The 26854-nt window shown below is 43.7% G+C and carries 27 protein-coding genes, 2 tRNA genes and 3 rRNA genes (1 of these 32 running past the window's edge); 23 read left to right on the top strand and 9 right to left on the bottom strand.

Annotation, left to right across the window (positions count from 1 at the left end; all coding sequences use genetic code 11):
* The 7 genes from DY200_RS08000 to DY200_RS07970 all read left to right on the top strand — a co-directional run.
* Window positions 1–2340: ribosomal RNA gene (locus tag DY200_RS08000) — 23S ribosomal RNA — on the top strand (it extends 562 nt beyond the left edge of the window).
* Between the two features lie 115 nt (window positions 2341–2455).
* Window positions 2456–2571, top strand: a 5S ribosomal RNA gene (rrf, locus tag DY200_RS07995).
* Between the two features lie 56 nt (window positions 2572–2627).
* A 5S ribosomal RNA gene (gene rrf, locus DY200_RS07990) occupies window positions 2628–2743 on the top strand.
* A gap of 12 nt (window positions 2744–2755) precedes the next feature.
* Window positions 2756–2832, top strand: a tRNA-Asp gene (locus DY200_RS07985).
* A 52-nt stretch (window positions 2833–2884) separates the two neighbouring features.
* Window positions 2885–2960, top strand: a tRNA-Trp gene (locus DY200_RS07980).
* Between the two features lie 107 nt (window positions 2961–3067).
* The gene (gene xerD / locus DY200_RS07975; RefSeq protein WP_115587612.1) at window positions 3068–3961 is read left to right on the top strand and encodes a site-specific tyrosine recombinase XerD; all 894 of its coding nucleotides are present in this window, start codon (window positions 3068–3070) and stop codon (window positions 3959–3961) included.
* Between the two features lies 1 nt (window position 3962).
* Complete coding sequence (locus DY200_RS07970; protein ID WP_005598848.1) at window positions 3963–4253, top strand: DUF5389 family protein; 291 nt, start codon at window positions 3963–3965, stop codon at window positions 4251–4253.
* Between the two features lie 26 nt (window positions 4254–4279).
* On the opposite strand, the gene tilS is transcribed toward DY200_RS07970, so the two are convergent.
* Entirely contained in the window at window positions 4280–5539 is a 1260-nt protein-coding gene (tilS, locus tag DY200_RS07965; RefSeq protein ID WP_115587611.1) for a tRNA lysidine(34) synthetase TilS, read from the bottom strand.
* A 129-nt stretch (window positions 5540–5668) separates the two neighbouring features.
* Here tilS and tldD point away from each other — a divergent pair, with 129 nt between their 5' ends.
* The 4 genes from tldD to prmA all read left to right on the top strand — a co-directional run bounded on the left by tldD (window position 5669) and on the right by prmA (window position 8946).
* Window positions 5669–7129, top strand: coding sequence for a metalloprotease TldD (gene tldD, locus DY200_RS07960; RefSeq protein WP_115587610.1), 1461 nt, complete (start codon window positions 5669–5671; stop codon window positions 7127–7129).
* 119 nt (window positions 7130–7248) lie between these two features.
* The gene (locus DY200_RS07955) at window positions 7249–7509 is read left to right on the top strand and encodes a type II toxin-antitoxin system TacA family antitoxin (RefSeq protein WP_005619269.1); all 261 of its coding nucleotides are present in this window, start codon (window positions 7249–7251) and stop codon (window positions 7507–7509) included.
* 3 nt (window positions 7510–7512) lie between these two features.
* Window positions 7513–7980, top strand: a complete 468-nt coding sequence (locus DY200_RS07950; protein ID WP_115587609.1) for a GNAT family N-acetyltransferase — start codon at window positions 7513–7515, stop codon at window positions 7978–7980.
* 84 nt (window positions 7981–8064) lie between these two features.
* The gene (gene prmA, locus DY200_RS07945; RefSeq protein ID WP_115587608.1) at window positions 8065–8946 is read left to right on the top strand and encodes a 50S ribosomal protein L11 methyltransferase; all 882 of its coding nucleotides are present in this window, start codon (window positions 8065–8067) and stop codon (window positions 8944–8946) included.
* Between the two features lie 66 nt (window positions 8947–9012).
* Here prmA and murQ read toward each other — a convergent pair whose 3' ends face one another.
* Window positions 9013–9927 (bottom strand): N-acetylmuramic acid 6-phosphate etherase, encoded by a 915-nt coding sequence (murQ, locus tag DY200_RS07940; RefSeq protein WP_115587607.1) that lies wholly within the window; start codon window positions 9925–9927, stop codon window positions 9013–9015.
* Window positions 9928–9980: 53 nt separating this feature from the next.
* Complete coding sequence (locus tag DY200_RS07935) at window positions 9981–11090, bottom strand: anhydro-N-acetylmuramic acid kinase (protein ID WP_115587606.1); 1110 nt, start codon at window positions 11088–11090, stop codon at window positions 9981–9983.
* A 94-nt stretch (window positions 11091–11184) separates the two neighbouring features.
* Between DY200_RS07935 and DY200_RS07930 the strand changes: the two genes are divergently transcribed.
* Window positions 11185–12249, top strand: coding sequence for an MFS transporter (locus DY200_RS07930; RefSeq protein ID WP_115587605.1), 1065 nt, complete (start codon window positions 11185–11187; stop codon window positions 12247–12249).
* 2 nt (window positions 12250–12251) lie between these two features.
* Entirely contained in the window at window positions 12252–12623 is a 372-nt protein-coding gene (locus DY200_RS07925) for a fluoride efflux transporter FluC (RefSeq protein WP_115587604.1), read from the top strand.
* 71 nt (window positions 12624–12694) lie between these two features.
* Here the strand turns inward: DY200_RS07925 and DY200_RS07920 are convergent, their stop codons facing one another.
* On the bottom strand, window positions 12695–14017 hold the full coding sequence (locus DY200_RS07920; protein WP_009875241.1) for an anaerobic C4-dicarboxylate transporter: 1323 nt from the start codon (window positions 14015–14017) through the stop codon (window positions 12695–12697).
* 180 nt (window positions 14018–14197) lie between these two features.
* Between DY200_RS07920 and dapF the strand changes: the two genes are divergently transcribed.
* On the top strand, window positions 14198–15022 hold the full coding sequence (gene dapF, locus DY200_RS07915) for a diaminopimelate epimerase (RefSeq protein ID WP_005619273.1): 825 nt from the start codon (window positions 14198–14200) through the stop codon (window positions 15020–15022).
* Window positions 15023–15103: 81 nt separating this feature from the next.
* Here the strand turns inward: dapF and epmA are convergent, their stop codons facing one another.
* The gene (gene epmA, locus DY200_RS07910; protein ID WP_115587603.1) at window positions 15104–16087 is read right to left on the bottom strand and encodes an elongation factor P--(R)-beta-lysine ligase; all 984 of its coding nucleotides are present in this window, start codon (window positions 16085–16087) and stop codon (window positions 15104–15106) included.
* 341 nt (window positions 16088–16428) lie between these two features.
* On the opposite strand from epmA, the gene frdA reads away from it, so the two are divergent.
* From frdA to DY200_RS07865, 9 genes are all read left to right on the top strand, one after another.
* Window positions 16429–18228, top strand: a complete 1800-nt coding sequence (gene frdA / locus DY200_RS07905) for a fumarate reductase (quinol) flavoprotein subunit (protein ID WP_115587602.1) — start codon at window positions 16429–16431, stop codon at window positions 18226–18228.
* 12 nt (window positions 18229–18240) lie between these two features.
* Entirely contained in the window at window positions 18241–18975 is a 735-nt protein-coding gene (locus DY200_RS07900; protein WP_115587601.1) for a succinate dehydrogenase/fumarate reductase iron-sulfur subunit, read from the top strand.
* Between the two features lie 8 nt (window positions 18976–18983).
* Window positions 18984–19376: a fumarate reductase subunit FrdC gene (gene frdC, locus DY200_RS07895; RefSeq protein ID WP_115587600.1), complete on the top strand. Its 393-nt coding sequence runs from the start codon at window positions 18984–18986 to the stop codon at window positions 19374–19376.
* A gap of 12 nt (window positions 19377–19388) precedes the next feature.
* Window positions 19389–19733 carry a fumarate reductase subunit FrdD gene (gene frdD / locus DY200_RS07890; RefSeq protein WP_115587985.1) on the top strand — a complete coding sequence of 115 codons (345 nt, stop codon included), beginning with the start codon at window positions 19389–19391 and terminating at the stop codon, window positions 19731–19733.
* A 177-nt stretch (window positions 19734–19910) separates the two neighbouring features.
* On the top strand, window positions 19911–20024 hold the full coding sequence (gene lptM / locus DY200_RS07885) for an LPS translocon maturation chaperone LptM (protein WP_115587598.1): 114 nt from the start codon (window positions 19911–19913) through the stop codon (window positions 20022–20024).
* Window positions 20025–20146: 122 nt separating this feature from the next.
* Window positions 20147–21397, top strand: coding sequence for a diaminopimelate decarboxylase (gene lysA, locus DY200_RS07880; RefSeq protein WP_115587597.1), 1251 nt, complete (start codon window positions 20147–20149; stop codon window positions 21395–21397).
* Window positions 21398–21462: 65 nt separating this feature from the next.
* The gene (locus tag DY200_RS07875) at window positions 21463–22080 is read left to right on the top strand and encodes a glutathione S-transferase family protein (protein ID WP_115587595.1); all 618 of its coding nucleotides are present in this window, start codon (window positions 21463–21465) and stop codon (window positions 22078–22080) included.
* 157 nt (window positions 22081–22237) lie between these two features.
* The gene (gene hutW / locus DY200_RS07870; RefSeq protein WP_115587984.1) at window positions 22238–24055 is read left to right on the top strand and encodes a heme anaerobic degradation radical SAM methyltransferase ChuW/HutW; all 1818 of its coding nucleotides are present in this window, start codon (window positions 22238–22240) and stop codon (window positions 24053–24055) included.
* Window positions 24055–24654, top strand: a complete 600-nt coding sequence (locus tag DY200_RS07865) for an NAD(P)-dependent oxidoreductase (protein WP_115587593.1) — start codon at window positions 24055–24057, stop codon at window positions 24652–24654. The genes hutW and DY200_RS07865 overlap by 1 nt, the downstream gene beginning before the upstream one ends.
* Before the next feature lie 68 nt (window positions 24655–24722).
* Here DY200_RS07865 and DY200_RS07860 read toward each other — a convergent pair whose 3' ends face one another.
* The 4 genes from DY200_RS07860 to glnB all read right to left on the bottom strand — a co-directional run bounded on the left by DY200_RS07860 (window position 24723) and on the right by glnB (window position 26809).
* Complete coding sequence (locus DY200_RS07860; RefSeq protein WP_009875236.1) at window positions 24723–24971, bottom strand: FAD assembly factor SdhE; 249 nt, start codon at window positions 24969–24971, stop codon at window positions 24723–24725.
* Window positions 24971–25915: a 4-hydroxy-3-methylbut-2-enyl diphosphate reductase gene (gene ispH / locus DY200_RS07855; protein ID WP_009875235.1), complete on the bottom strand. Its 945-nt coding sequence runs from the start codon at window positions 25913–25915 to the stop codon at window positions 24971–24973. The genes DY200_RS07860 and ispH overlap by 1 nt, the downstream gene beginning before the upstream one ends.
* A complete protein-coding gene (lspA, locus tag DY200_RS07850; protein ID WP_115587592.1) occupies window positions 25916–26398 on the bottom strand; it encodes a signal peptidase II in 483 nt (160 codons plus the stop codon).
* 72 nt (window positions 26399–26470) lie between these two features.
* Window positions 26471–26809: a nitrogen regulatory protein P-II gene (glnB, locus tag DY200_RS07845; protein WP_039198472.1), complete on the bottom strand. Its 339-nt coding sequence runs from the start codon at window positions 26807–26809 to the stop codon at window positions 26471–26473.
* Window positions 26810–26854: the final 45 nt, after the last annotated feature.

Genomic DNA, 26854 nt, shown 5'->3' with positions numbered 1-26854 from the left:
GTACCTTTTGTATAATGGGTCAGCGACTTATATTTTGTAGCGAGGTTAACTGAATAAGGGAGCCGAAGGGAAACCGAGTCTTAACTGGGCGATTGAGTTGCAAGGTATAGACCCGAAACCCGGTGATCTAGCCATGGGCAGGTTGAAGATTGGGTAACACTAATTGGAGGACCGAACCGACTAATGTTGAAAAATTAGCGGATGACTTGTGGCTGGGGGTGAAAGGCCAATCAAACCGGGAGATAGCTGGTTCTCCCCGAAATCTATTTAGGTAGAGCCTTGAGCGGACACCTTCGGGGGTAGAGCACTGTTTCGGCTAGGGGTCCATCCCGGATTACCAACCCGATGCAAACTGCGAATACCGAAGAGTGATACTCAGGAGACACACGGCGGGTGCTAACGTCCGTCGTGGAGAGGGAAACAACCCAGACCGCCAGCTAAGGTCCCAAAGTACTAGTTAAGTGGGAAACGAAGTGGGAAGGCTTAGACAGCTAGGATGTTGGCTTAGAAGCAGCCATCATTTAAAGAAAGCGTAATAGCTCACTAGTCGAGTCGGCCTGCGCGGAAGATGTAACGGGGCTAAAACTAGTCACCGAAGCTGCGGCATCAATGGAAACATTGTTGGGTAGGGGAGCGTTCTGTAAGCGGATGAAGGTGAATCGAGAGGTTTGCTGGACGTATCAGAAGTGCGAATGCTGACATAAGTAACGATAAAACGAGTGAAAAACTCGTTCGCCGGAAGACCAAGGGTTCCTGTCCAACGTTAATCGGGGCAGGGTGAGTCGGCCCCTAAGGCGAGGCTGAAAAGCGTAGTCGATGGGAAACGGGTTAATATTCCCGTACTTGGTATAACTGCGATGTGGGGACGGAGAAGGTTAGGTTATCGCACTGTTGGATGTGCGTTTAAGCCGGTAGGTGGGTGTTTTAGGCAAATCCGGAACACCATTCAACACCGAGAAGTGATGACGAGGTTCTACGGAACTGAAGTAACCGATACCACGCTTCCAGGAAAAGCCACTAAGCTTCAGGTTATACTAAACCGTACTATAAACCGACACAGGTGGTCAGGTAGAGAATACTCAGGCGCTTGAGAGAACTCGGGTGAAGGAACTAGGCAAAATAGCACCGTAACTTCGGGAGAAGGTGCGCCGGCGTAGATTGTAGTGATTTACTCACGAAGGTTGAACCGGTCGAAGATACCAGCTGGCTGCAACTGTTTATTAAAAACACAGCACTCTGCAAACACGAAAGTGGACGTATAGGGTGTGATGCCTGCCCGGTGCTGGAAGGTTAATTGATGGTGTTATCGCAAGAGAAGCTCCTGATCGAAGCCCCAGTAAACGGCGGCCGTAACTATAACGGTCCTAAGGTAGCGAAATTCCTTGTCGGGTAAGTTCCGACCTGCACGAATGGCATAATGATGGCCAGGCTGTCTCCACCCGAGACTCAGTGAAATTGAAATCGCCGTGAAGATGCGGTGTACCCGCGGCTAGACGGAAAGACCCCGTGAACCTTTACTATAGCTTGACACTGAACATTGAATTTTGATGTGTAGGATAGGTGGGAGCCTTTGAAGATGACACGCCAGTGTTGTTGGAGGCGTCCTTGAAATACCACCCTTTAACGTTTGATGTTCTAACGAAGTATCCGGAACGGGTACTCGGACAGTGTCTGGTGGGTAGTTTGACTGGGGCGGTCTCCTCCCAAAGCGTAACGGAGGAGCACGAAGGTTTGCTAATCACGGTCGGACATCGTGAGGTTAGTGCAATGGTATAAGCAAGCTTAACTGCGAGACGGACAAGTCGAGCAGGTGCGAAAGCAGGTCATAGTGATCCGGTGGTTCTGAATGGAAGGGCCATCGCTCAACGGATAAAAGGTACTCCGGGGATAACAGGCTGATACCGCCCAAGAGTTCATATCGACGGCGGTGTTTGGCACCTCGATGTCGGCTCATCACATCCTGGGGCTGAAGTAGGTCCCAAGGGTATGGCTGTTCGCCATTTAAAGTGGTACGCGAGCTGGGTTTAGAACGTCGTGAGACAGTTCGGTCCCTATCTGCCGTGGGCGTTGGAGAATTGAGAGGGGCTGCTCCTAGTACGAGAGGACCGGAGTGGACGCATCACTGGTGTGCCAGTTGTCTCGCCAGAGGCACTGCTGGGTAGCTACATGCGGAAGAGATAAGTGCTGAAAGCATCTAAGCACGAAACTTGCCTCAAGATGAGTTCTCCCAGTCTATAAGACTGTAAGGGTTGTTGGAGACTACGACGTAGATAGGTGTGGTGTGTAAGCGTAGTGATACGTTGAGCTAACACATACTAATTGCCCGAGAGGCTTAACTATACAACGCTCAAGTGTTTTTGGGCGTAAAGCGAAGAGAAAAGCTAAAGAGAACTAAATTAAAGAAAGACTAAACGAAAAAATCAGTGACGGCTTGTTTCGAATTTAAACCGAATTTCCCGACGACAATAGTGCGGTTGTCCCACCTGAATCCATCCCGAACTCAGAAGTGAAAAGCCGTTACGTCGATGGTAGTGTGGGGCTTCCCCATGTGAGAGTAGAGCATTGTCGGGTTTTATTACCTTAGCTTATTTTAATTAAGTGAGTTAAGTTAATAAGCACAGAATTTGATTAACAGCCATAGTGCCGTGGCTCTACCTGACTCCATTCCGAACTCAGAAGTAAAACGCGGTAACGCCGATGGTAGTGTGGGGTTTCCCCATGTGAGAGTAGGGCACTGTTAATCTACTAAATTTGCGGAGCGGTAGTTCAGCTGGTTAGAATACCTGCCTGTCACGCAGGGGGTCGCGGGTTCGAGTCCCGTCCGTTCCGCCACTTATATGAAAAGCGAGTTAGTTACTCGCTTTATCTATATATAATTACCAATAGGGGCGTAGTTCAATTGGTAGAGCACCGGTCTCCAAAACCGGGTGTTGGGAGTTCGAGCCTCTCCGCCCCTGCCATATTTAAGAAGCCGATTAGTTTATGCTAGTCGGCTTTTTGCATATTTATACCTTTCTCTAAAATGAAGTTATTCTGTTAGAATAACAGAATATTTTGGAGTAGCTTGATGAAGAATTTAGATCCTATTATTGAACAGTTTTTAGAGACTTTATGGCAAGAACACGGATTATCTAAAAATACTTCGGCTTCATATCGTTTAGATTTGGAATCTTTTTCCGAGTGGTTGCCGACACCTAAAGCATTTCTTACTTTAGATCATTTTGACTTACAATCTTTTCTCGGAGAAAGGTTGGAACAAGGTTATAAGGTGACGAGTTCGGCTAGAATGTTAAGCTGCCTACGTAAGTTTTTTCGTTTTTTATATACGGAGAATTATCGGCAAGACGATCCTACACTGACTTTAACTTCTCCTCGTAAACCGTCGCATTTGCCTAAATCTTTAAGTGAAGAGCAAGTAATGGATTTATTGGATAGTCCGAATACGTTAGATCCTGTCGAATTACGCGATAAAGCAATGTTAGAATTACTGTATGCAACGGGGTTACGTGTTAGCGAATTGGTATCGCTTAGCATAGATAATCTAAGCTTACGCCAAGGTGTGGTACGTGTTGTGGGGAAAGGCGATAAAGAGAGATTAGTACCGATAGGTGAAGAAGCCGGTTATTGGATTCAAGAATTCTTTCGGTATGGGCGTGCAATATTATTAAATAATCTACAATCAGATGTTGTTTTTCCAAGTCGCCGAGGACAGCAAATGACTCGCCAAACATTTTGGCATAGAATAAAACATTACGCCGTTTTGGCCGGTATTGATAGTGAGAAACTATCTCCACACGTATTGCGCCATGCTTTTGCCACGCATTTGGTTAATCACGGTGCCGATTTAAGGGTAGTTCAAATGTTATTAGGGCATAGTGATCTCTCTACGACGCAAATTTATACGCATGTCGCGAAAGCACGTTTAAAATCACTACATCAACAATTTCATCCGCGGGGATAATATGCAGAAATCATCATCTAAATTTAATTGGGCATTAGCATTACTTTGCTTACCTTGTGCATTATGGCCGCTTGCGCTACTGGTTTCACCGAAATTCTCCGATTTAGGGTTAAGCCCAGCGCAAGTTAATTGGTTCTCGATAACTTTTTGGATTTATCCGCTTGTCTTATTTGTGATTGCGTTAGTGCTATATAAGTTACATCAATCACAAAAAGTATTAGCCAGAGGCTTATTGATGCTTTCTTTTATCGGATTTTATGCTTTACTGGGGTATATCATCCAATCTTTATAATTTATAAACCTGCGAAAGCAGGTTTTTTAATGGCATATAAAAACTAACTGATCGTGGAAAAAAATAAGCGGTATGCGTTTGCGTAGCCAAACCGGAACTTGCGCTTGTTGGTAGCGTTTCTTCATTTCTTCTCGCATCGGTTTACCATACTGTTTGACTTTACCTTGATGCGTCAACTTTACTTGCAACGGAGCATTTACTAACGCTTTCGGTAATAACAAGCGGTCAATTTTGCCAGATTTTTGGTAAATAATGCTGTCGCCTAAATGTTGTAGCTCACCGATTCCGTCCGGTAGCGTTAGCGATTGTTGGGCAAAGAGCGGCTGGCAAAAATCATCCGGTTCAAGCAATTCACCGGTTAAATAGAGATGATGTTGATAACGGCGCAACCAAAAATCGGCTAATTTAAGCTGCGGATTTTTATCTACGTCCGCATAAATTGTTTGTTGAATTATTTGCATTAGCTGTGCCGTACTTGGCATTTGTGCGCCGCATTTTTCCAGCCATAAACGGATCAATTGTTGTTGTTTCGCCAAAGAAAATTGAGGAAAAGCTTCGATATTTAAACGCTTTTCCGAAAAATCCGCATAGCGTTGCAATTCTTGAGCAAGCAATTCTTCCAATAGCATTTGTTGTTCGGCACAATGTTGCGCAGAACGAGCTACCATTTGACTAAAATGCTGCCAACGTTGATTCACGATCGGTAACACTTCATTGCGTAAAAAATTACGGTCGTAATGGCTGTCGTGATTACTTTCGTCTTCAATCCAAGTTAATTGTTGTTGCAATGCATATTGCTCGATTTGCGCTTTGCTCATATTAAGAAGCGGTCTAAAAATGGTAAAATTTTGCCAAAATCCGACCGCTTGCATCGCCGATAGTCCTTTGATTCCACTGCCACGTTTTAAGGCAAGCAGGAAGGTTTCCACTTGATCGTCAAGATGATGAGCGGTCACTAACACTTCGTTAGGCTGAATAATTTCCCCGATTGCTTGATAACGTGCCGCTCTAGCACCGGCTTCGATACCTTCACGGCGATCTACCGTGACTTTTTGTAAAATAAACGGAATTTTTAACCGCTTGCAAACTTGTTCACAAAAAGCTGCCCAACTGTCGGCATTAGGACTAAGCCCATGGTGAATATGTACCGCTCTTAGGTTGAGCTGTAATTCGGCTAACAGGTGCAGTAACACAATCGAATCAATACCACCGCTTAAGCCAAGCACAAAATTCCGCTGAGTCGGGAAATAGTGCCTAAACTGTGTTTGAAGTGTATCCAGTAACATATTGCGCCTTATCTGTGTCGGTCATTTTCTTCATTCTATCATTATTCAGCGGCTCTTTTTGAAAAAGAGCAGTGAGAGCCGGATTTAATATGTTAAAATTTAAAGAATTTTATTAAGAAGAGAAAAACAATGTTAAACCAAGTTTCAGAAAGCTTACTTGCGCCAAGTGGGCTTGAGTTATCGCACTTGAGTAAAGTGCTTGATCATTTTGCGAATCGCCAAATTGATTATGCGGATCTCTATTTTCAATTAAGCCAAGATGAGAGTTGGTCGTTAGAAGATTCGATTATCAAAGAGGGTGGTTTTTATATTGACCGTGGTTTCGGTGTGCGTGCAGTATCGGGCGAGAAAACCGGTTTTGCGTATGCAGACCAAATCGGCTTGAGCCAGCTTGAACAATGTGCAACCGCAGCCCGTTCGATTACTAATGCAAGCGGTCAATTATCGGTAAAAAACTTCAAACAAACGAATGCGATAAAACGTTATGCTTCAGTCAATCCGTTGGATACGTTAAGCCGTGAGCAAAAAGTTGAGCTACTCCATTTAGTAGATAAAGTTGCACGTGCGGAAGACCCTCGTGTGATTCAAGTCAATGCGGGGCTTTCAGCGGTTTATGAAGAAATGTTAGTAGCAGCAACAGACGGCACGCTTGCGGCGGATATTCGCCCGTTGGTGCGTTTATCGGTTTCAGTCTTAGTGGAAGAAAACGGCAAACGTGAGCGTGGTTCTGCCGGTGCCGGCGGACGTTTCGGCTTAAACTGGTTCTTTGAACCGCAAGTGGTTAATGGGGAAATGACCGGTGACACTCGAGCGGTTTATCTGGCGAAAGAAGCGGTACGTATGGCATTAGTCAATTTAGGCGCAATGCCGGCACCAGCCGGCACGATGCCGATTGTATTGGGTGCGGGTTGGCCGGGGATTTTACTCCATGAAGCGGTTGGGCATGGTTTAGAAGGCGATTTTAACCGTAAAGAATCTTCGCTATTTACTGGCAAAATTGGCGAACTAGTGACTTCACCGCTTTGTACTATCGTTGATGACGGTACGGTGCCGGATGTGCGAGGTTCGATTACGGTGGATGACGAGGGTGTTCCTTCGCAACGTAACGTATTGATCGAAAACGGTATTTTGAAAGGTTACATTCAAGATAAACTTAACGCGCGCTTAATGGGTGTTGCTTCAACCGGCAACGGTCGCCGTGAGTCGTATGCACACTTACCAATGCCCCGTATGACCAATACCTATCTCACAGAAGGCTCGCACAGCTTTGAAGAAATGATTGAGTCGGTCGATTACGGTATTTATGCCCCGCATTTTAGCGGCGGTCAGGTGGATATTACTTCGGGTAAATTCGTGTTCTCAACCGCAGAAGCTTATTTAATCGAAAAAGGTAAAATCACCAAACCGGTTACTGGCGCAACCTTAATTGGTAGTGGTATTGACGCTATGCAACAGGTTTCAATGGTCGGCAAGAAAATGGAACTCGACCCGGGTATCGGTACTTGCGGTAAAGAAGGACAATCCGTACCGGTCGGTGTAGGTCAGCCTACCGTGAAGTTAGATAAGATTACGGTTGGCGGACGAGGGTAAATAAAGGCAGCAAGATTCAACGATCTTGCTGTTTTTTATACTAAAGCGATTGTGATTGCCTTACTTCGTTAAATCTTTTAAGATGTATATCTATTGTGTATCTATAGAGTGGAGGGAACATGAGAACGGCACCAATTAATTTAAGAGCGATGCCTGATCAGCGTGATTTAATTGATTATGCGGCGAGCATTTTAGGTAAAACACGTTCTGACTTTATGTTAGAAACCGCATGCCAAGCTGCCCAAAATGTGATTTTAGATCGTACTGTTTTCCAATTAAATGAGCAGGCTTTTGAGCAATTTAACCGATTGCTAGAACAACCGACAGCGGATAATCCGGGGTTAGATAAACTGTTAAATACCAAAGCGGTGTGGGAGTAGAAAATGCACGCACCGGAACTGCTTTCCGAGCAACATATTGTGCGACATTTTCAATGCGGTGAGGTCGTGCTAGACCAATGGCTACAACGTACTGCATTGAAAAATCAGCAAAATAATGCCAGTAAAACCTTTGTTGTGTGTGATGAAAATAAACAGGTGATGGGATTTTATTGTTTATCTGCCGGTTCGGTGAGCCATCAGTTTGTTGCAGGTGCCTTAAGACGTAATATGCCTGATCCGATTCCCGTGATTATTTTAGGTAGATTAGCGGTCGATTGCTCGGCACAGGGTAAGCAGTTAGGCGTATCGATGTTAAAAGATGCGGTCTTAAAATCGAAGACGGTAGCGAATCAAATCGGGGTAAAAGCATTGCTTGTTCATGCTTTAAATCAGCAAGCAAAACAATTTTATTTAAAGTACGGTTTTTCATGTTCACCCATTGATGAGATGGTTTTAATGTTAAAACTCTAAACAAGCGGTCATTTTTGACTGATATTTTGCAAATTATCTGGTTTCGTTTTAAGGAAAGCAGGTAAAAAACAAGGAAAAAATAATATGGCATGGGTACAAATTCGTTTAAATAGTACGGATAAACAGGCTGAGCAAATCAGTGATTTTTTAGAAGAAATCGGGGCGGTGTCGGTAACTTTTATGGATAGTCAGGATACACCGATTTTTGAGCCGCTACCGGGTGAAACCCGTTTATGGGGTAATACGGACGTAGTGGGTTTATTTGATGCGGAAACCGATATGAAAGCGATTGTGGAAGCATTGATTACCAGCCGTTTAGTTGAAGCGGATTTTGCACATAAGATCGAGCAAATCGAAGATAAAGACTGGGAGCGTGAGTGGATGGATAATTTCCACCCGATGCAATTCGGTAAACGTTTATGGATTTGCCCAAGCTGGCGTGAAGTGCCGGATCCGAATGCGGTGAATGTGATGCTTGACCCGGGTCTTGCTTTCGGTACCGGTACGCACCCGACGACCGCACTTTGTTTACAATGGTTAGATAGCTTAGATTTAACCGGTAAAACGGTGATCGATTTCGGTTGCGGTTCAGGTATTTTAGCGATTGCGGCACTTAAACTCGGTGCAAAACAAGCGATCGGGATTGATATCGACCCACAAGCGATTTTAGCTTCGGGTAATAATGCGGAAGCTAACGGTGTGGCGGATCGTTTACAGTTATTCTTAGCGAAAGATCAACCGCAAGATCTACAAGCTGATGTGGTGGTGGCGAATATTCTTGCCGGCCCGCTGAAAGAGCTGGCACCAAATATCATTACCTTGGTGAAACCGCAAGGTGATTTAGGTTTATCCGGTATTTTAGCAACGCAAGCGGAATCGGTTTGCGAAGCCTATGCACCGGACTTCAATCTTGATCCGGTGGTAGAAAAAGAAGAGTGGTGCCGTATTACCGGCGTGAAGAAATAGTTTAACGTAATAAAAAGCGGTCGGATTTTGTAGAAAATTTGCAAAATCCGACCGCTTTTTTATGCCCTAGTTTACGAGAGCTTGACGTAGTTTTCCATGATGTTTGGAAAGTAACTGTTCGGCAGTGGTTTTATCCGAACCGCTTAATATCATCATAATCGCTAATTTGGCGTTGTTTTCGGCAATTTTTAGCGTATTCTCGGCAACCTTTCGATCACATTCGGTGGCTTCCATCACGATTTTTATCGCACGAGCTTTAAGTTTTTCGTTACTCGCCTGCACATCAACCATTAAATTGGAATAGCATTTGCCGATCATCACCATGGAGGCGGTGGTTAGCATATTTAATACCAGCTTTTGTGCCGTACCGGATTTCATACGGCTTGATCCGGTCAGCACTTCCGGTCCCACAACTGTATCAATCGCAATCTTTGCAATTTTTGCCATTGCCGAATTTGGGTTGCTGGCAATCGACACCGTGGTTGCCCCTAAAGATTTGGCGTATTCCAACGCACCGATAACATAAGGCGTACGTCCGCTTGCCGCAATGCCGACCAATACATCTTTTTGTGAAAAATTGACCGCTTGTAAAGCGGCTTTGCCTTGTTCCGTGTTGTCTTCCGCTCCTTCAATCGGGTGACGTAATGCACGTTCGCCGCCGGCAATAATACCGACCACCATTTCCGGCGGAACGCCGTAAGTCGGTGGACATTCCGAAGCATCCAATACGCCTAAGCGTCCGCTCGTACCGGCACCGATATAGACTAAACGTCCGCCGTTTTGGAACGCTTGCACGATTTTTTCGACCGCTTGAGCGATTCGCGCTAAACATTTTTCCACCGCAAGCGGGACTTGTTTATCCTCTTGATTGATCACTTTCACTAGCTCAAGTGCAGAGAGTTGATCGATATTCATTGAGTTAGGATTGCGTTGTTCGGTAATCATTTTTGACAACGCGGTTAATAAATTTTTTTCTGACATTTTTATCTCCAACCACCTTTTACTTTTGGTGTTTTATACAAGTGAGGAAGTGATTACTTAGGATAAATTACCCCTAAACTCACCGGCTGTTTTGCTCCGGTTACGCTTGGTAAGTTGCTCGTTAAATTATGTACTCGCTGATAAGCCAGCCACGCAAAAGCGGCGGCTTCGACATAATCAATATCCAATCCGTACTCATCGGTGGTAGCCACCTGCCATTTTGGCAGTAATTCTGAAAATCTCTGCATTAACAATGGGTTGCGTGCGCCACCACCACACACAAGTAACAAGCATTGCTTTTCACTTTCTAAGGTTTTTAGTTCGTTTACTACACTTTGTGCGGTAAGTTCCGCCAATGTACGCTGTACGTCTTCAGGACGATAAGCGGTTAAATTTGCCGATTTTTTTGCAAGCCATTCAAGGTTAAATAATTCTCGTCCGGTGCTTTTCGGTGCCGGTAATTTGAAAAAAGGCTCGTCAAGCAGACTGTCGAGCAATGCCGGAATCAGTGTTCCGGTTTTTGCCCATTCGGCATTTTTGTCGTAGCGTTTGGCTTGATGCAATTCTATCCAAGAATCCATCAGTGCATTACCGACACTCACATCGTAGCCGATGGTCGGTTGCTGTGGCGCAAGTACCGAAATATTGGAAATACCGCCGATATTTAGTACTACGGTTAAGCGTTCCGGCGAGGCAAAAATCCCTTCATGAAAGGCGGTAACCAGTGGTGCGCCTTGTCCTCTGACTGCCATATCTTTACGGCGAAAATCCGCAATAGTAGTAATGCCGGTATGAGCGGCAACCAAATTCATATCGCCGATTTGCATAGTAAACGGGAAGTTGCCGTTTGGAGAATGCCAGACAGTTTGTCCATGACAGCCGATTGCCTGAATATCACTTGCACTGAGCTGATGTTCGGCTAAAAAGCGATTGATACTTTCGGCATACAGCAGGCCTAAACGGTGATCGATTTCACCTAACTTTTGTAAGGAAGTTTCTCCGCTTTTGAGTAAGTGCGATAAATCGGTGCGTAAATCTTCCGGCATTGGGGTAAAGCCGCAAGCGGTCAATTTTGGCGGATTTTTTGCAAAATCCATCACACATAAATCCACGCCGTCAAGGCTGGTGCCGGACATCACGCCGAGGTAGAGGTTTTTAGTCATAAAAGTGAGATAAAAGGAAAATTTGTTGAATTATATCGAATATCCGGCATAAAAGCGGTAAGATCTCGGCTGATTTTTACAAATTTATCGCTTTATGAACCTTCAAAAACTTTTATTGATTCGACGATTTTTCTCCACTCTTGCATTTTTCTCAATGCAAACCGTGTTTTTTATTTATTTACAGAAAAAAGGTTTAAGCAATAGCGAAATCGCTTTTTCGTTGTCCTTATTATTCTTTTGTAACCAAGCGTTGGCGATTTTAGCCGGTATTTGGGGCGATCGTTACGGCTTAGCAAAGATGATGTTGCTGGGCTGTTTGCTGGATGTATTGGCTTATATTTTTTTCCTCTCAGCGGATAATTACGGACTATTATTATTAGCCACAACTTGTTTTGGTTTGGGGAGCTGTTTGTTCGGCACTAATGCGAAGGCGTGTTTATTAGCATTGGCGGGCGATGAGTATAGTGAGAAAACTCGTTTGCAAGGCAAGTATCTGAAAGTGACCAGTATGTCTTCAATGTTTGCGCCGTTACTGGTGATTCCGTTTATTAAGTTTGAGCAAATCGAGTTATTAATTTGGGTCTGCTTTGCAATGGAAGCGGTGCTATTTGTGCTGATGGTCAAACCGTTTTATCAGATTCAAACGTTGCAAACTTTAGTGACATTCCGCTTCGGGCAAATTCGAGAAATTATTACCAAAGAATTTTTATTTGTGCATCTGATGCTGTTTATTCCGCTCTCAATTGCCACTTCGTTTTTTGTGATTTTTCCGTTTTTATTTGATAACAAATTAGCCGCACCGGAACATAGTCCGATTGCATTATTTGTGAACGGCTTGATGACGGTATCGCTGCAAAGTTACTTTTCGCGCAAAATTAATCTCACTGCGAAGCAAACCATTTGGGTTGCACCGCTGTTAGCGATTGGTATCATTGTGCCGTGGTTTATTACCTTGCATTACATTTCGCTGTTTAGCGCTTATGTCTATTTAGTGATTTTTACTGTGATTGAAGTGTATGCGCTGACGGCAATGGCGAATTTGTTAGTGAAATTTGATAACGGTGCCAATCGAGGCTTTATTTTCGGTGCATCACGTCTGCTGCTTTCGATTGCGACGGTAGTGGTGATGAATTTAATTCCTCATTTGTTTTTGGTGTAGCTATGACTATTCTGTGGATTTCTCTCGGTGCGGTGTTAGGCGCAATTTCTCGTTGGCAATTAGGCGTATGGTTTAACGGTTTTCTCAGCCAGTTTGCCTTTGGTACATTATTAGCCAATTTGCTCGGTTGCTTCTTAATTGGAATCGCTATCGGACTGCATTTGAATGACGGGCAGAAGTTGCTGTTTATCACCGGTTTTTTAGGCAGTTTTACCACTTTTTCGAGTTTTTCGTTAGAAGTAAGTGAAAAGTTATTAGCGGAGAAGTATTGGCAAGCATTGAGCATAATCAGCTTGCATTTAATCGGCGGAATCTTATGTACGGTGATGGGAATCTTGTTAGTACGCCTTTTTACAAGCGGTCGGATTTCCTAAATTTTTTGCAAAAAAATGCCCTCGCAACTTAACGTTGGAGGGCATTTGTATTTTCTTAAATCATCAGCGAATTAAAGTAGAATATTGGCTAATAATAAACCGAAGGCAATACTAAACGCCATGCTTAATAAGCCCGGTAACATAAAGCTGTGGTTAAAGATATATTTACCGATTCGAGTGGTACCGGTCGTATCGAAGTCGATTGAAGCGATAATCGGACCATAGTTAGGAATAAAGAAATAACCGTTTACAGCTACGAATACCGCAATAAGTACTGTCGGATCGATTTGTAATGCGATAGCTAATGGGAAAAGTGTCGCTACGGTTGCCCCTTGGCTGTTTACTAATACGGATAGAATAAACAGTGCGAAAGCAAATGCCCATGGCGCAGTTTCTACTAAGCCCGATACCATACCTTTCACTTCTGTCATATGACCTTGCATTAAGGTATCGCCTAACCATGCGATACCGAAGATGGCGATTACCGCACGCATACCGGCATGGAATACCGAACCTTTAGTAATCTCGTTACCGTCCGGTTTACAGAAGAAGATGATTAACGCACCGATTGTAAGCATAACGATTTCAATCGTATGCGCCATACCCATTGGTTTACCGTCGAATACCGGGCGTAATGAAGGCACCGCACCCATTAATACGACTAACAATGCACCGAATAAGAATAAGCTCACGGAAAGTTTTGCCGTCGGTTTGATTACGATATCCGCAAGATTGGTATTTGTGTTATTTGCTTTTACATATTCCGGATCTTGTAATAATTTTTGGTAATGCGGATCGTCTTTTAATTCTTTACCCATTTTATTAACGAATACGCAGGCAAGCATTAAACCGAGTAATGTCGCAGGCATGGTGACCGAAAGCACGTTACCTAATGTAATGCCTTGCGGTTCTAAGAAGGCTACTACTGCAACCACCGCTGCGGCGATAGGGCTGGCAACGATAGCGAATTGTGAAGCGATTACCGCCATTGAAAGCGGACGTTCGGGACGAATGCCGTTGTGACGGCTTACTTCAGCGATAACCGGTAATACCGAGTATGCTACGTGACCGGTACCGGCTAACACGGTGAATGTCCAAGTAACGAGCGGAGCGATAAAAGTAATATATTTCGGATTACGACGTAAAATGTTAGTAGCGATTTTAATCATATAGTCTAAACCGCCGGCAGCTTGCATTGCCGCCGCTGCAGATACGACCGCCATAATCATAAACATTACGTCGATCGGCAGACCCGCCGGTTTTAAACCGAAGCCGAAAGAAAGAATTGCAAGACCTAAACCACCGAATACACCCAAACCGATACCACCCACCCGGGCACCGATCAAAATACATAGCAAAACTATGGCAAATTGCAAAAGAAACATTGCGGATATAATTTAATTACTCCATTGTAATTCATCAAAAAAGCCATCATACTTGAGGCAAAACCTTTTCAGAAATTAGAAACCTTCTCAAGCGGAACGAATGCTTTGAAAAGGAACTGTAATATAGCAATAAATAAAACTAATCTCTATAAGATTTCAGAATTAAATTTTTTTATGATAGGAAATAATATGCAATTTTCAAAAATGCACGGACTTGGCAATGATTTTATGGTGATTGACGGTGTTACTCAGAACGTCTATTTAACCGAAGAGGTGATTCGTAAACTCGCTGATCGTCATCGTGGCGTCGGTTTTGATCAGCTGTTATTGGTTGAGCCGCCTTATGATCCGGAGCTTGATTTCCATTATCGTATCTTTAATGCGGACGGTAGCGAAGTGGCGCAATGCGGTAACGGCGCACGTTGCTTTGCTCGCTTTGTTACGCTTAAAGGTTTAACCAATAAGCAAGATATTCACGTGAGTACCGCGAAAGGTAAAATGGTATTAACTTTAAAAGATGAAGAAAAAGTTCGCGTGAATATGGGCGAGCCGATTTGGGAGCCGGCACAGGTTCCGTTTACGGCAAATAAATTTGAAAAAAACTATATTTTAAGAACCGATTTGCAAACGGTGTTATGCGGCGTGGTTTCCATGGGTAATCCGCATTGCGTGTTGCAAGTTGAAGATATTAATCTTGCGCCGGTAAATGAACTCGGGCCTTTATTAGAGAATCACGAACGATTCCCCGAGCGTGCAAATATCGGTTTTATGCAAGTGGTGAATCGCAATCATATTAAATTACGTGTCTTTGAACGTGGTGCGGGTGAAACGCAGGCGTGCGGTAGCGGTGCGTGCGGTGCGGTGGCGGTAGGCATTATGCAAGGCGTATTAGACAACAATGTACAGGTAGATTTGCCCGGCGGTTCGCTCCAAATTGAGTGGGAGGGTGTTGGGCATCCGTTATATATGACCGGCGATGCGACTCATATTTATGACGGGTTTATTAAACTTTAAGTTTTTAGCTAAAAGTAAGCGGTCAAATTTCTGCAAAATTTTGCAAGAATTTGACCGCTTGTTATTTATGGCTAATCGCCCCTAAGCGTTTTCCACACCGAATGCCATTACTTCATCAATTTTCTCGGCATTCATCGCAATCATCATTAAGCGATCCACACCTAACGCCACGCCGGAACAATTCGGAATGCCCGCTTTTAATGCGGCAAGAAAACGAGAGTCTAACTGTTGCGCCGGTAAGCCCATTTGCGCACGCTGTACGTTGTCTTGCTCAAAACGGCGCATTTGTTCTTTCGCATCACTAAGTTCATGAAAACCGTTTGCCAACTCTAAGCCTTGGTAATAAACCTCGAAACGTTCCGCAACACGGTGATCTTCCGAACTGATTTGCGCCAGTGCCGCTTGCGACGACGGGAAATGATAGACCGCAGTCGGGCGCTCTTTACCGATATTCGCTTCCACAATCTCACTGAACAGGAATTGCAACAAAGTATCTCGATTCTCATCATCTTCACACGGGAAGCCGTGTTTACGGGCTTTTTCAACCAATTGCGCTCGAGTTGCCGAAAGCGGATCTAAACCGACGTAGGTTTGGAACACGAATTGGTAACTGTAAGATTCCGCCGGTTCGCAATCCAGAATTTGTTGTAATAAGTCATCCACTTCATTGATTAGGCGATACATATCGAAATGCGGACGATACCATTCCAACATAGTAAATTCCGGATTATGACGTTTACCGGCTTCTTCATTACGAAATACGCGACATAATTGGAAAATTGCACCGCTACCCGCCGCCAATAAGCGTTTCATATGGTATTCGGGGCTAGTCATCAGATGCAATGTTTTCGCTTCGCTGGAAAATGGCGAGAGAAATTGGGTGCTGAAGGTAGAAAGATGCACGTCCGTTACGGAAAACTCGCTTAATGCCGGGGTTTCCACTTCTAATACGCCGCGATCTTTAAAAAACTGGCGAATTTCCGCCATAATTTTGCTGCGTTTGATCAGGTTCTGAATGGGAGCGGTCGGTTTCCACTCGATATTTTCCAAAGTTAATTCGTTCATAAAAATGCTTTTTAGACATAAAAAATTCATTTTAACGAGATTTGCTTTATTTTGCGAAAGCTAATTTTCGCTACAAGAAATTTCATATCTTTTTCCATAAAATTTTTGTTGCATAGTTTGTTAATTTTTAAGCAAATTTAACCGCTAAATGAGATATATTCTTATCTATAATTACGAGTAATTATCAATACGACGGTAAGCCTGTTTACCTTTTTTGAGGTAGATCACAAAACGAAATTTTTGTCCCCTTAAAAATACAAAATATGCTTATCTTGCATAAAAAATAGTGGCACAATAAAAGTGAGTTATATTGATTAATATCTATTATTTTGGAGTGCATTATGCAAAGTGTTAATTTTGATGTCGCGATTATCGGTGCTGGCGGCGGCGGTTTACGTGCAGCTATCGCAGCAGCGGAAGCAAATCCAAATCTTAAAATTGCTTTAATTTCAAAAGTTTACCCGATGCGTAGCCATACTGTGGCGGCAGAAGGCGGTTCAGCGGCAGTCATTAAAGATACAGACTCTTTCGATAACCACTTTAACGACACTGTTGGCGGCGGCGACTGGTTATGCGAACAAGATATCGTAGAATATTTCGTGGAACATTCACCGATTGAAATGACTCAGTTAGAGCGCTGGGGCTGTCCTTGGTCACGTCGCGAAGACGGTGAAGTAAACGTGCGTCGTTTCGGCGGGATGAAAATCGAACGTACGTGGTTTGCGGCGGACAAAACCGGTTTCCACTTATTACACACCCTTTTCCAAACTTCTATCAAATATCCTAACATCGTACGTTTTGACGAGCATTTCGTGTTAGATATTCTGACCGACAACGGCGAAGCGCGCGGTTGTGTGGCGATGAATATGATGGAAGGCACGCTTGTTCAAATCAATGCGACTGCGGTGGTTATCGCAACGGGCGGCGGCTGCCGTACTTATCGTTTCAACACCAACGGCGGTATCGTAACCGGTGACGGTTTATCAATGGCGTATCGTCACGGCGTAGCATTACGTGATATGGAATTCGTTCAATATCACCCGACCGGCTTACCTAATACCGGTATCTTAATGACCGAAGGTTGTCGCGGTGAAGGCGGTATCTTAGTCAATAAAGACGGTTACCGTTACTTACAAGATTACGGTCTAGGCCCTGAAACGCCAATCGGCAAACCTGAAAACAAATATATGGAATTAGGTCCGCGTGACAGAGTTTCTCAAGCATTCTGGCAAGAATGGAAAAAAGGTAACACCTTAAAAACCGCAAAAGGCGTGGATGTGGTGCATTTAGACTTACGTCACTTAGGAGAAAAACACTTAACCGAGCGTTTACCGTTTATCTGCGAATTAGCACGTGCTTATGAAGGTGTGGATCCGGTAACTTCGCCAATCCCAGTTCGTCCGGTTGTACACTATACAATGGGTGGTATTGAAGTGGATATGCACGCAGAAACTTCAATTAAAGGTTTATTTGCAGTCGGTGAATGTGCTTCTTCAGGCTTACACGGTGCAAACCGTTTAGGTTCTAACTCATTAGCGGAATTAGTGGTATTCGGTAAAGTTGCCGGTGAAAATGCCGCTCGTCGTGCACAAGAAGCCGGTCCTCGTAATCAAGCGCAAATCGATGCGCAAGCACAAGATGTGGTGGCACGCTTACACGCTTTAGCTCGTCAAGAAGGTAACGAGTCTTGGTCTGATATTCGTAACCAAATGGGTGACGCAATGGAAGAAGGTTGCGGTATCTATCGTACCCAAGAAAGTATGGAAGGTGCGGTAAATAAAATCCATGAATTAAGAGAACGTTACAAAAATATCAGCGTAAAAGATAAATCAAGCGTGTTTAACACTGATTTACTCTACAAAATCGAATTAGGCTTCATCTTAGATGTGGCGCAATCAATCGCTTGCTCGGCTGTTGAACGTAAAGAATCTCGTGGTGCACACCAACGTTTAGACTATACCGAACGTGATGATGTGAATTACTTAAAACACACCCAAGCATTCTATAACGCAGACGGCACACCAACCATTAAATATTCGGATGTGAAAATTACTAAATCACAACCTGCAAAACGTGTATATGGTGCGGAAGCGGAAGCGCAAGAAAAAGCGAAAAAAGCAGCAGAACAGGCACAAAAATAGGAGAGCGATAATATGGCAAATTTAAATAAAATGACCATCGAAGTGCTTCGCTATAATCCGGAAACAGATAGCGAACCACATTTAGACAAATATGAAGTGCCGTTCGACAGCCAAACTTCATTATTAGATGCACTCGGTTATATTAAAGACGAACTTGAGCCTGAGCTTTCTTATCGTTGGTCTTGCCGTATGGCGATCTGCGGTTCGTGCGGTATGATGGTAAACGGTAAACCGAAATTAGCATGTAAAACATTCTTACGTGATTACAGCGGTTTTATGCGAATCGAACCGCTTGCAAACTTCCCGATTGAGCGTGACTTAGTGGTGGATTTAAGCCACTTTATCGACAGCATCGAAGCAATCAAACCTTATGTTATCAATAATAAAGCACCGGAAGGTCAGCGTACCAAACAAACACCGGCACAATTAGAGAAATATCGTCAATTCTCAATGTGTATTAACTGTGGTCTATGCTATGCGGCTTGTCCGCAATTTGGTTTAAACCCTGAGTTTATCGGCCCGGCGGCGATTACACTTGCCCACCGTTATAACTTGGATAACCGTGACAACGGTCGTGAGCAACGTATGAAACTCTTAAGCTCGAAAAACGGGGTGTGGAGTTGTACTTTCGTCGGTTATTGCTCGGAAGTGTGTCCGAAACACGTCGGTCCGGCTTCCGCAATTAACCAAGGTAAATTGGAAAGTGCGAAAGATTACGTAATTTCAATGCTTAAACCAAAAGGCTAGGGGGCAATATGACAACAGCAACTAAACGTAAAGCGTATGTACGCGAAATGAAAGCGAATTGGTGGACAAAATCAAGCTTCTATAAAATGTATATGGTACGTGAAGCGACTTGTTTAGCGACCGTATGGTTTTGTCTGGTATTGCTTCACGGGGTAATCAGTTTAGGCGGAGAAAGTTTAGACGGTTTTATCAGTTTCTTACAAAACCCGATTGTATTTATTTTAAATGTGATCAGTATTGCCGCATTACTTTATCATGCTGCAACATTGTATGTGATGACACCGCAAGTTTTAACTTTTATCGTTAAAAACGAGCGTGTAAATCCGAATATCTTAAAAAATGCACTTTGGGGTATTACCGGTGTGGTGAGCCTTATTGCATTAGTATGCACTTATATTTAGGGGAGAATGGCAATGAATAAACAAGATCCAAAACGTTCTAACGAACCGCCTGTATGGCTAATGTTTAGTGCGGGCGGTACAATCAGTGCAATTTGCTTCCCGGTATTACTTCTTATTCTAGGTGTGTTATTACCGCTCGGTTTAGTACCGGTAGATAATATTGTTGCGTTTGCTCACACTTGGTTAGGTAAATTAGTGATTTTAGCGGTGACAATTTTCCCTATGTGGGCAGGTATGCACCGTGTACATCACGGTTTACATGACCTTAAAATTCACTTTCCTGCGGGGGGCTGGGTATTCTACGGATTATCGGCTCTCTACTCAGTGATTGTGTTCTTTGCAGTAATCGCACTGTAATCAATATAACGTGAATAAAGCCATCCGTCAGGATGGCTTTTTTTGTATCGTAAACGGTTGAATTTTTGGCAAATTTTGCAAAGCGATTTCTCCAAAACGGCAGAAACGGCTTTTTTACTTTTTCATTACCGCAATTTGTTTTAGAATCAACGGACAATTCACTCTTAAGGATTTCTGATGAAAAAATTACTTTTAGTGGCTTTGCTGACATCATTCGGGCTAACCGCCTGCGGTGTAAAAGGCCCGCTTTATTTTCCCGAGCAGCAACCGGCTCAACAGCAAACCAAATAATTTCTAACCACGGTAATTACAAAATACCTGTATAACAAGCGGTCGGATTTATCCGATTTTTTGTAAATACAAGTGTAGCGAGTTTGCCGTGGTTTTATTTTTCAAACACAACGGACGAATCAATGAATCATTTCAATTATAAAAACCAACAACTTTTTGCGGAAGACGTTTCTGTCTCCGACATCATCAATCAATACGGTACACCGGCTTATATCTATTCTCGCGCAACGCTTGAACGCCATTGGCACGCTTTTGATAAAGCATTCGGCGCACACCCGCACTTGATTTGCTTTGCGGTAAAATCCAATTCCAATATCGCGCTATTAAATGTAATGGCACGCCTCGGTTCGGGCTTTGATATTGTGTCGCAAGGTGAGCTTGAGCGTGTACTTGCCGCCGGTGGCGAGCCGAGTAAAGTAGTATTTTCCGGCGTGGCAAAATCACATAGTGAAATTCAACGTGCATTGGAAGTCGGCATTCGTTGCTTTAATATCGAATCAATCGCCGAGCTACACCGCATTAATGAAGTTGCCGGTCAATTAGGTAAAATCGCACCGATTTCATTGCGTGTAAATCCGGATGTGGATGCACATACTCACCCTTATATTTCCACTGGTTTAAAAGAAAATAAATTCGGGGTAAGCGTAATCCAAGCACGTGAAGTGTACCGTTTAGCCAAAACCTTACCGAACGTAAAAATTACCGGTATGGATTGCCATATCGGTTCGCAATTAACCGAATTACAGCCGTTCTTAGATGCGACCGATCGTCTGATTGTATTAATGGAACAATTAAAAGAAGACGGTATCGAATTACATCACTTAGATTTAGGCGGTGGTTTAGGCGTGCCGTATAACGGCGAAGAGCCGCCGCATCCGACCGAATATGCCAAAGCGTTACTCGAAAAATTAAAAGGCTATGCGGATCTTGAGATCATTTTAGAGCCGGGTCGTGCGATCACGGCGAATGCGGGGATTTTAGTCACTAAAGTGGAATACCTTAAAGCGAATGAAGATCGTAATTTTGCGATTGTCGATACCGGTATGAACGATATGATTCGTCCAGCGCTTTATGAAGCTTATATGCAGATTACCGAGGTGGATCAATCGCTTGCGCGTGAAAAAGCGGTCTATGACGTAGTCGGCCCGATTTGTGAAACCTCAGACTTTTTAGGTAAAGATAGAGAACTGGCGATTGAACAAGGTGACTTAATTGCAATGCGTTCGGCTGGTGCGTATGGAGCGGCGATGTCTTCAACCTATAATTCGCGTCCGCAAGCGGTCGAAATTATGGTGGACGGCGATCAGGCTTATTTAATTAAAGCACGTGCAAGTTTTGCGGACTTGTGGCGTCTAGAGAAATTACTGCCGTAATTTTTAAATCATTTGCTTCCTTACGAGATGAGGCAAATAGAAATATTTTAAATTGGAGAAAAGATATGAAACTTTATTGTTTAAAAGGCGCTTGCTCATTCGTACCGCACGTGGCGTTAGAATGGACCGGTGCGGAATATCAAGCGGAACTAGTCAGCCGTGATTTTATTAAATCGGCGGAATTTTTAGCCTTGAATCCGCGCGGCGCAGTGCCGTTATTAGTGGACGGCGATTTAGCGCTTTCACAAAACCAAGCGATTTTGCACTATTTAGATGAGAAATATCCGGATGCAAAATTATTCGGTAGCAAAACTTTGCGTGATAAAGCGAAAGCGGCGCGTTGGTTAGCGTTTTTCAATAGTGATGTGCATAAATCGTTTGTACCGTTATTCCGTTTACCGAGCTATGCGGAAGGGAATGAAGAATTAACACGAGTGATTCGCCAGCAAGCGGCAGAACAGGTTTTAAGCCAATTGGCGACTGCAAACGAGCATTTGGAAAGTCATATTTTCTTCGGTGAAAATATTTCGGTGGCGGATGTTTATCTTTATATTATGTTGAATTGGTGCCGTATGTTGGGCTTGGATTTCTCGCATCTTGAGCAGCTTTCTTCGTTTATGCAACGCGTTGAAGCGAATGCCGGTGTGGATGCGATACGTGTTGCCGAGGGTTTAAAAGGCTAATCTTTCATTAATAAACGAAAAAAGCAGAGCGAATCGCTCTGCTTTTTTATAAGGATAATGCTTATTAACTCGACAAATATTGATAAGAATCAATATCATTTACAATTAGATTTTGTATAAATCCTTTCTTCGTTTTGAAAGAATTGAGAAAGTGATGATGATTACAACAACAAATTGGCAGGCAAGCCAAGCCGCTCCGAAAGCATTTCCCGAACGTCAGGCGTTAATGCCGATCTGGGGCGGTGAAGTCGTACCGCAACAAGAATGGCAGAGCGTATGGGGACAAGCCGCTATTCACGCCCTCAAACAAGACGGTTTAGCATATGTCCATATCCCTTTTTGTGCCGGTCACTGTATTTTCTGTGGTTTTTACCGTAATGCGTGGAAACAAGAATGCAGTAAAATCTATACCGATAAACTGATTGAAGAATTGGCGTATGAAGCCGGTATCCGCCAAGGTAACGGTAAAATCAAAGCGGTTTATTTTGGCGGCGGAACACCAACCGCCTTGGATACCGAAGATTTAGTCCGCTTAATCAAAGCCTGCTATCAATATTTACCGTTAGCGGACGATTGCGAGTTTACGATTGAAGGGCGTATCAGTCATTTTGATATTGAAAAGGCGCGTGCTTGCGTAGCTGCCGGTGCGAATCGTATTTCAATCGGTATTCAAACCTTTAACTCAAAAATTCGTAAACGTTTAGGACGTAAACATAGCGGCGAAGAAGCTTACGCATATCTCAAAGCCTTGTGCGAATTGGATGCGGTTGTCGTTGCCGATTTAATTTTCGGCTTACCGAATCAAACGGATGAAGTTTGGGCGAACGATATTCAAGTGGCAAGCACTCTACCGTTATCCGGTTTGGATATTTATGCGTTTAATAATTATCCGTTTTTACCGATTAACAAGATGATCGAACACGGTTCTCTACCTGCCGCCGCAAGTTTTGAAGTTCAAGCGCAGCATTATGCTTATGCGGTAGAACATTTACAAAACGCAGGTTGGCAACAAGTAAGTAATAACCACTTTGCTTTCCCGAATCGCGGGGAACGTAACCGTTATAACACGTTAGTCAAATCCAATATGCCGTGTCTTGCCTTCGGCTCCGGCGCAGGTGGTAATTTCGGCGGTTATAGTTTCCAAGTACATTCCACACTACAAACTTATTTAGACACACCGGCAGATAAAAAAGCGCTGTCGTTTTTAAGTAAACACGGTGCGAATAAGCCGTTACTTGGTGTCGTGCAACACGATTTAGAACTGGGTTATCTGGATATTAAGTTATTTAAACATAACCCGAAAGCAATGAAATTGCTGATGCAATGGCAGCAATTATCTTTATTAAACATTGATCAAGACGGCATCGCTCGCTTGAATATCAGCGGTCGATACTGGTCACCGACTTTGATCCGTAAATTAATGCTCACGCTACCCACAGAAGATAAAAAGGAGAACAGCATGGTTAAATTAAGTGAAGAACAATTAAGCGAATTACGTCAATCACTTGCCGAAAATCCGGGACAAATTTTAGAAATGGTTGCCGGTATGAAACAATGTAGCTTAGAAGAAGTGATTAGCTGCTTACCGGCGGAAATGGTCACCAAAACGGACGGCGCACGTTTTGTGGAAATTATGCAAGCGTTAGCAACGCTAGAAGATGCAGTAACCTTTATTGCACACACGCCGGATGCAGTGGTTGAGGTCACCGGCAAGTTACCAAGCGGTCAAATCGGCAGAGGTTTTTACAATTTCGATCACGCTCAGGAAGGCGGCGTACACGGTCACCTTCGTTATGAAAACTGTGCGGCGATTTATTTACTTGAGCGTCCGTTTATGGGCAAACATACCGTATCGCTTAACTTTATTAACCATCAAGGCGGCGCAATGTTTAAAATCTTTGTCGGACGTGATGAAGATCGTAATTTACGCCAAAATCAAATCGACTTTATGCGTCAATTAATTAAGGGTGAGTAATGATTTTATTATTTGGAGCCAACGGCTTAGCCGGACGTGCATTACTGGGAGCGGCCGAACAACCGATCGTCTCTGTATTGCGCCGACCTTCGGATGATCCGTTTTTTGCGGATCGCCAAACGGCGGTTGCCGATGTAATGTCACCGGAAGCCTGTGAAGCGGTGATGCAGCAATATTCGCCAAAAGTGGTGATTAGCTATATCGGTGGCAAAAAAGACGGTGTACGTAGCGATGCCGCCGGCAATATCAATATTATTCGTGCCATGCTGAAATATGCACCTACCGCTCGTTTTATTTTTATTACCAGTATGGGTTGCGGTGAGCAATGGGAATTTGTATCCGAACGAGGGAAACAAGTACTGGGAGAAGCGTTACGAGAAAAAACACAGGCGGAAAACCTACTGCGTGAAAGCGCGTTAAATTGGACGATTCTCCGCCCGTGCGGACTGAATACGGACGAAGGCGAAACCTTTCGTTTAATCGAAAATGCGACGGAAATACCTAAGTGCTATATGAGCCGTAATGCATTGGCAAAAGCGGTGCTATGTGTACTCGAACGTCAAGATCTCAATCATAAAATTTTATCTGTGATGCAATAAGTGTAGAAAAGCAAGCGGTTGTTTTTAGCAAAATTTTTACCAAAAACAACCGCTTGTAAGAGGGTAAATTAACGCTCGATTTTAGAACGAATCAATTCGATTAAATCGGTCATTTCTTGTGTTGGTGCCGGGGCTTGGTGCATAAACCAGCGGAATAATTCCGGATCGGTATATTTGAGCATTGCCACAAAAGTTTGTTGCTGTGCTTCGCTTAACTCATCAAAATGCGCTTTGTAAAAAGGCATAATCATTTTGTCTAATTCGCGCATACCACGGCGGCATTCCCACTCAATTCTAAAACGATTTAATTCAGCCATTATTTCACCTCATGAATACGTAGTTCTTTCGGCACTTCAAATACCATATTTTCTTCACAACCTTCTAAGTTGCTCACACCGGTTACACCTAAAGTTTTTAAGTGTTCAACCACCGATTGTACTAAAACTTCCGGTGCCGATGCACCGGCGGTAATGCCGATAGTTTCCACACCGTCCAACCAGCTCGGATCAATATCTTGAGGACCGTCAATCAATTTAGACGGCACACCCATACGTGAAGCCAGTTCTGCCAAGCGGTTAGAATTTGACGAATTTTTGGAACCGACCACTAATACAAGCTGAGACTGTTTTGCCAATTCTCGTACCGCTTGTTGGCGGTTGGTTGTCGCATAACAAATATCGTTTTTGCGCGGGCCTTGAATTGCCGGATATTTCTCTTTTAACGCTTCAATCACATCGCTGGTGTCGTCAATCGAAAGTGTGGTTTGCGTCATAAAAGTTAAATCGTCTTGGCTGCTGACCGGCAGTTTGGCAATATCTTCGACCGATTCCACCAAGAATATACCGGCGTCTTGGTTATCGTATTGCCCCATCGTGCCGATCACTTCCGGATGACCTTCATGTCCGATTAAAATCGCTTTAGTGCCTTTTTTGCTGGCACGAGCCACTTGCATATGTACTTTTGTTACTAACGGGCAAGTTGCGTCAAATACTTTTAAGCCGCGGCGTTTAGCTTCTTGGCGAACCTCTTGCGAGACACCGTGTGCCGAGAAAATCACAATCGCACCGTCCGGCACTTCGTCCAACTCTTCGACAAACACCGCACCTTTGGCTTTTAAACCGTCCACCACAAAGCGGTTATGTACCACTTCGTGACGTACATAAATCGGTGCGCCGTGAATTTCAAGGGCAAGTTCCACAATCGAAATCGCTCGATCAACGCCGGCACAGAAACCTCTTGGGTTTGCTAATAAAATATTCATTTAATCACTCTTTTTCTTTTTGTCGAGGAATGCTTCCAAGATGAGCAATCCCGCACCCACTACAATGGCAATGTCCGCCACATTAAACACGGGATAATGATAGATATCCCAATAAAAATCAAAGAAATCAACCACATAACCGTTATAAGCACGGTCAATTGCATTACCGATTGCGCCGCCGATAATCAGGGCATACGCAGAATTTTCCAATTTTTTGACCGCTTGATTGCGCCACAGCATCACGATTAAACCCAGTGAAATAACAACGGCTAATCCTAAGAAGAAATATTTCTGCCAACCGCCGTGATCAGCCAAAAAGCTGAATGCCGCACCGTAGTTGCGTACATAAGTTAAATTAAAAACGGGCAATACGTTTACGCTTTCATATAACTCAAAGCGTTGTACTACAAGGTATTTGGTCCATAGATCAATAATAATCGTCGCTAAACTCAGCCACAACCATTTGATGCCGGTTTGTTTCATAGTGTTCCTATTTGAATGTTAATGCTAAATACTTCACAAGTTGTTTTTCTCCTATAAGGGGAGATCCACTAACTAAATAGCGTCTTCGTTTTCTTCGCCGGTACGGATACGAATCACTCGTTCGACATCATAGATAAAGATTTTACCGTCGCCGATTTTACCGGTCTGTGCGGTATCGATAATCGCTTCGATACAGGCGTCCACTTGGTCATCCGCTACTACGATTTCCAGTTTAATTTTCGGTAAAAAATCAATCGCATATTCCGCACCGCGATAAAGCTCGGTATGACCTTTTTGACGACCGAATCCTTTCGCTTCGGTGACGGTCATACCGGTAATGCCGGCGTCGGTTAATGCTTCACGCACATCATCCAGTTTGAACGGCTTAATAATCGCTTCGATTTTTTTCATAATAAGTTCCTATTTTTAATCACCGCGGATAACGCAGATTACTCG

The sequence above is a fragment of the Actinobacillus lignieresii genome (genome assembly GCF_900444945.1).
Classification (GTDB): domain Bacteria; phylum Pseudomonadota; class Gammaproteobacteria; order Enterobacterales; family Pasteurellaceae; genus Actinobacillus; species Actinobacillus lignieresii.
The sequence above is the reverse complement of the archived record's forward strand: the minus strand, read 5'-3'. Positions and strand labels throughout refer to the sequence as shown.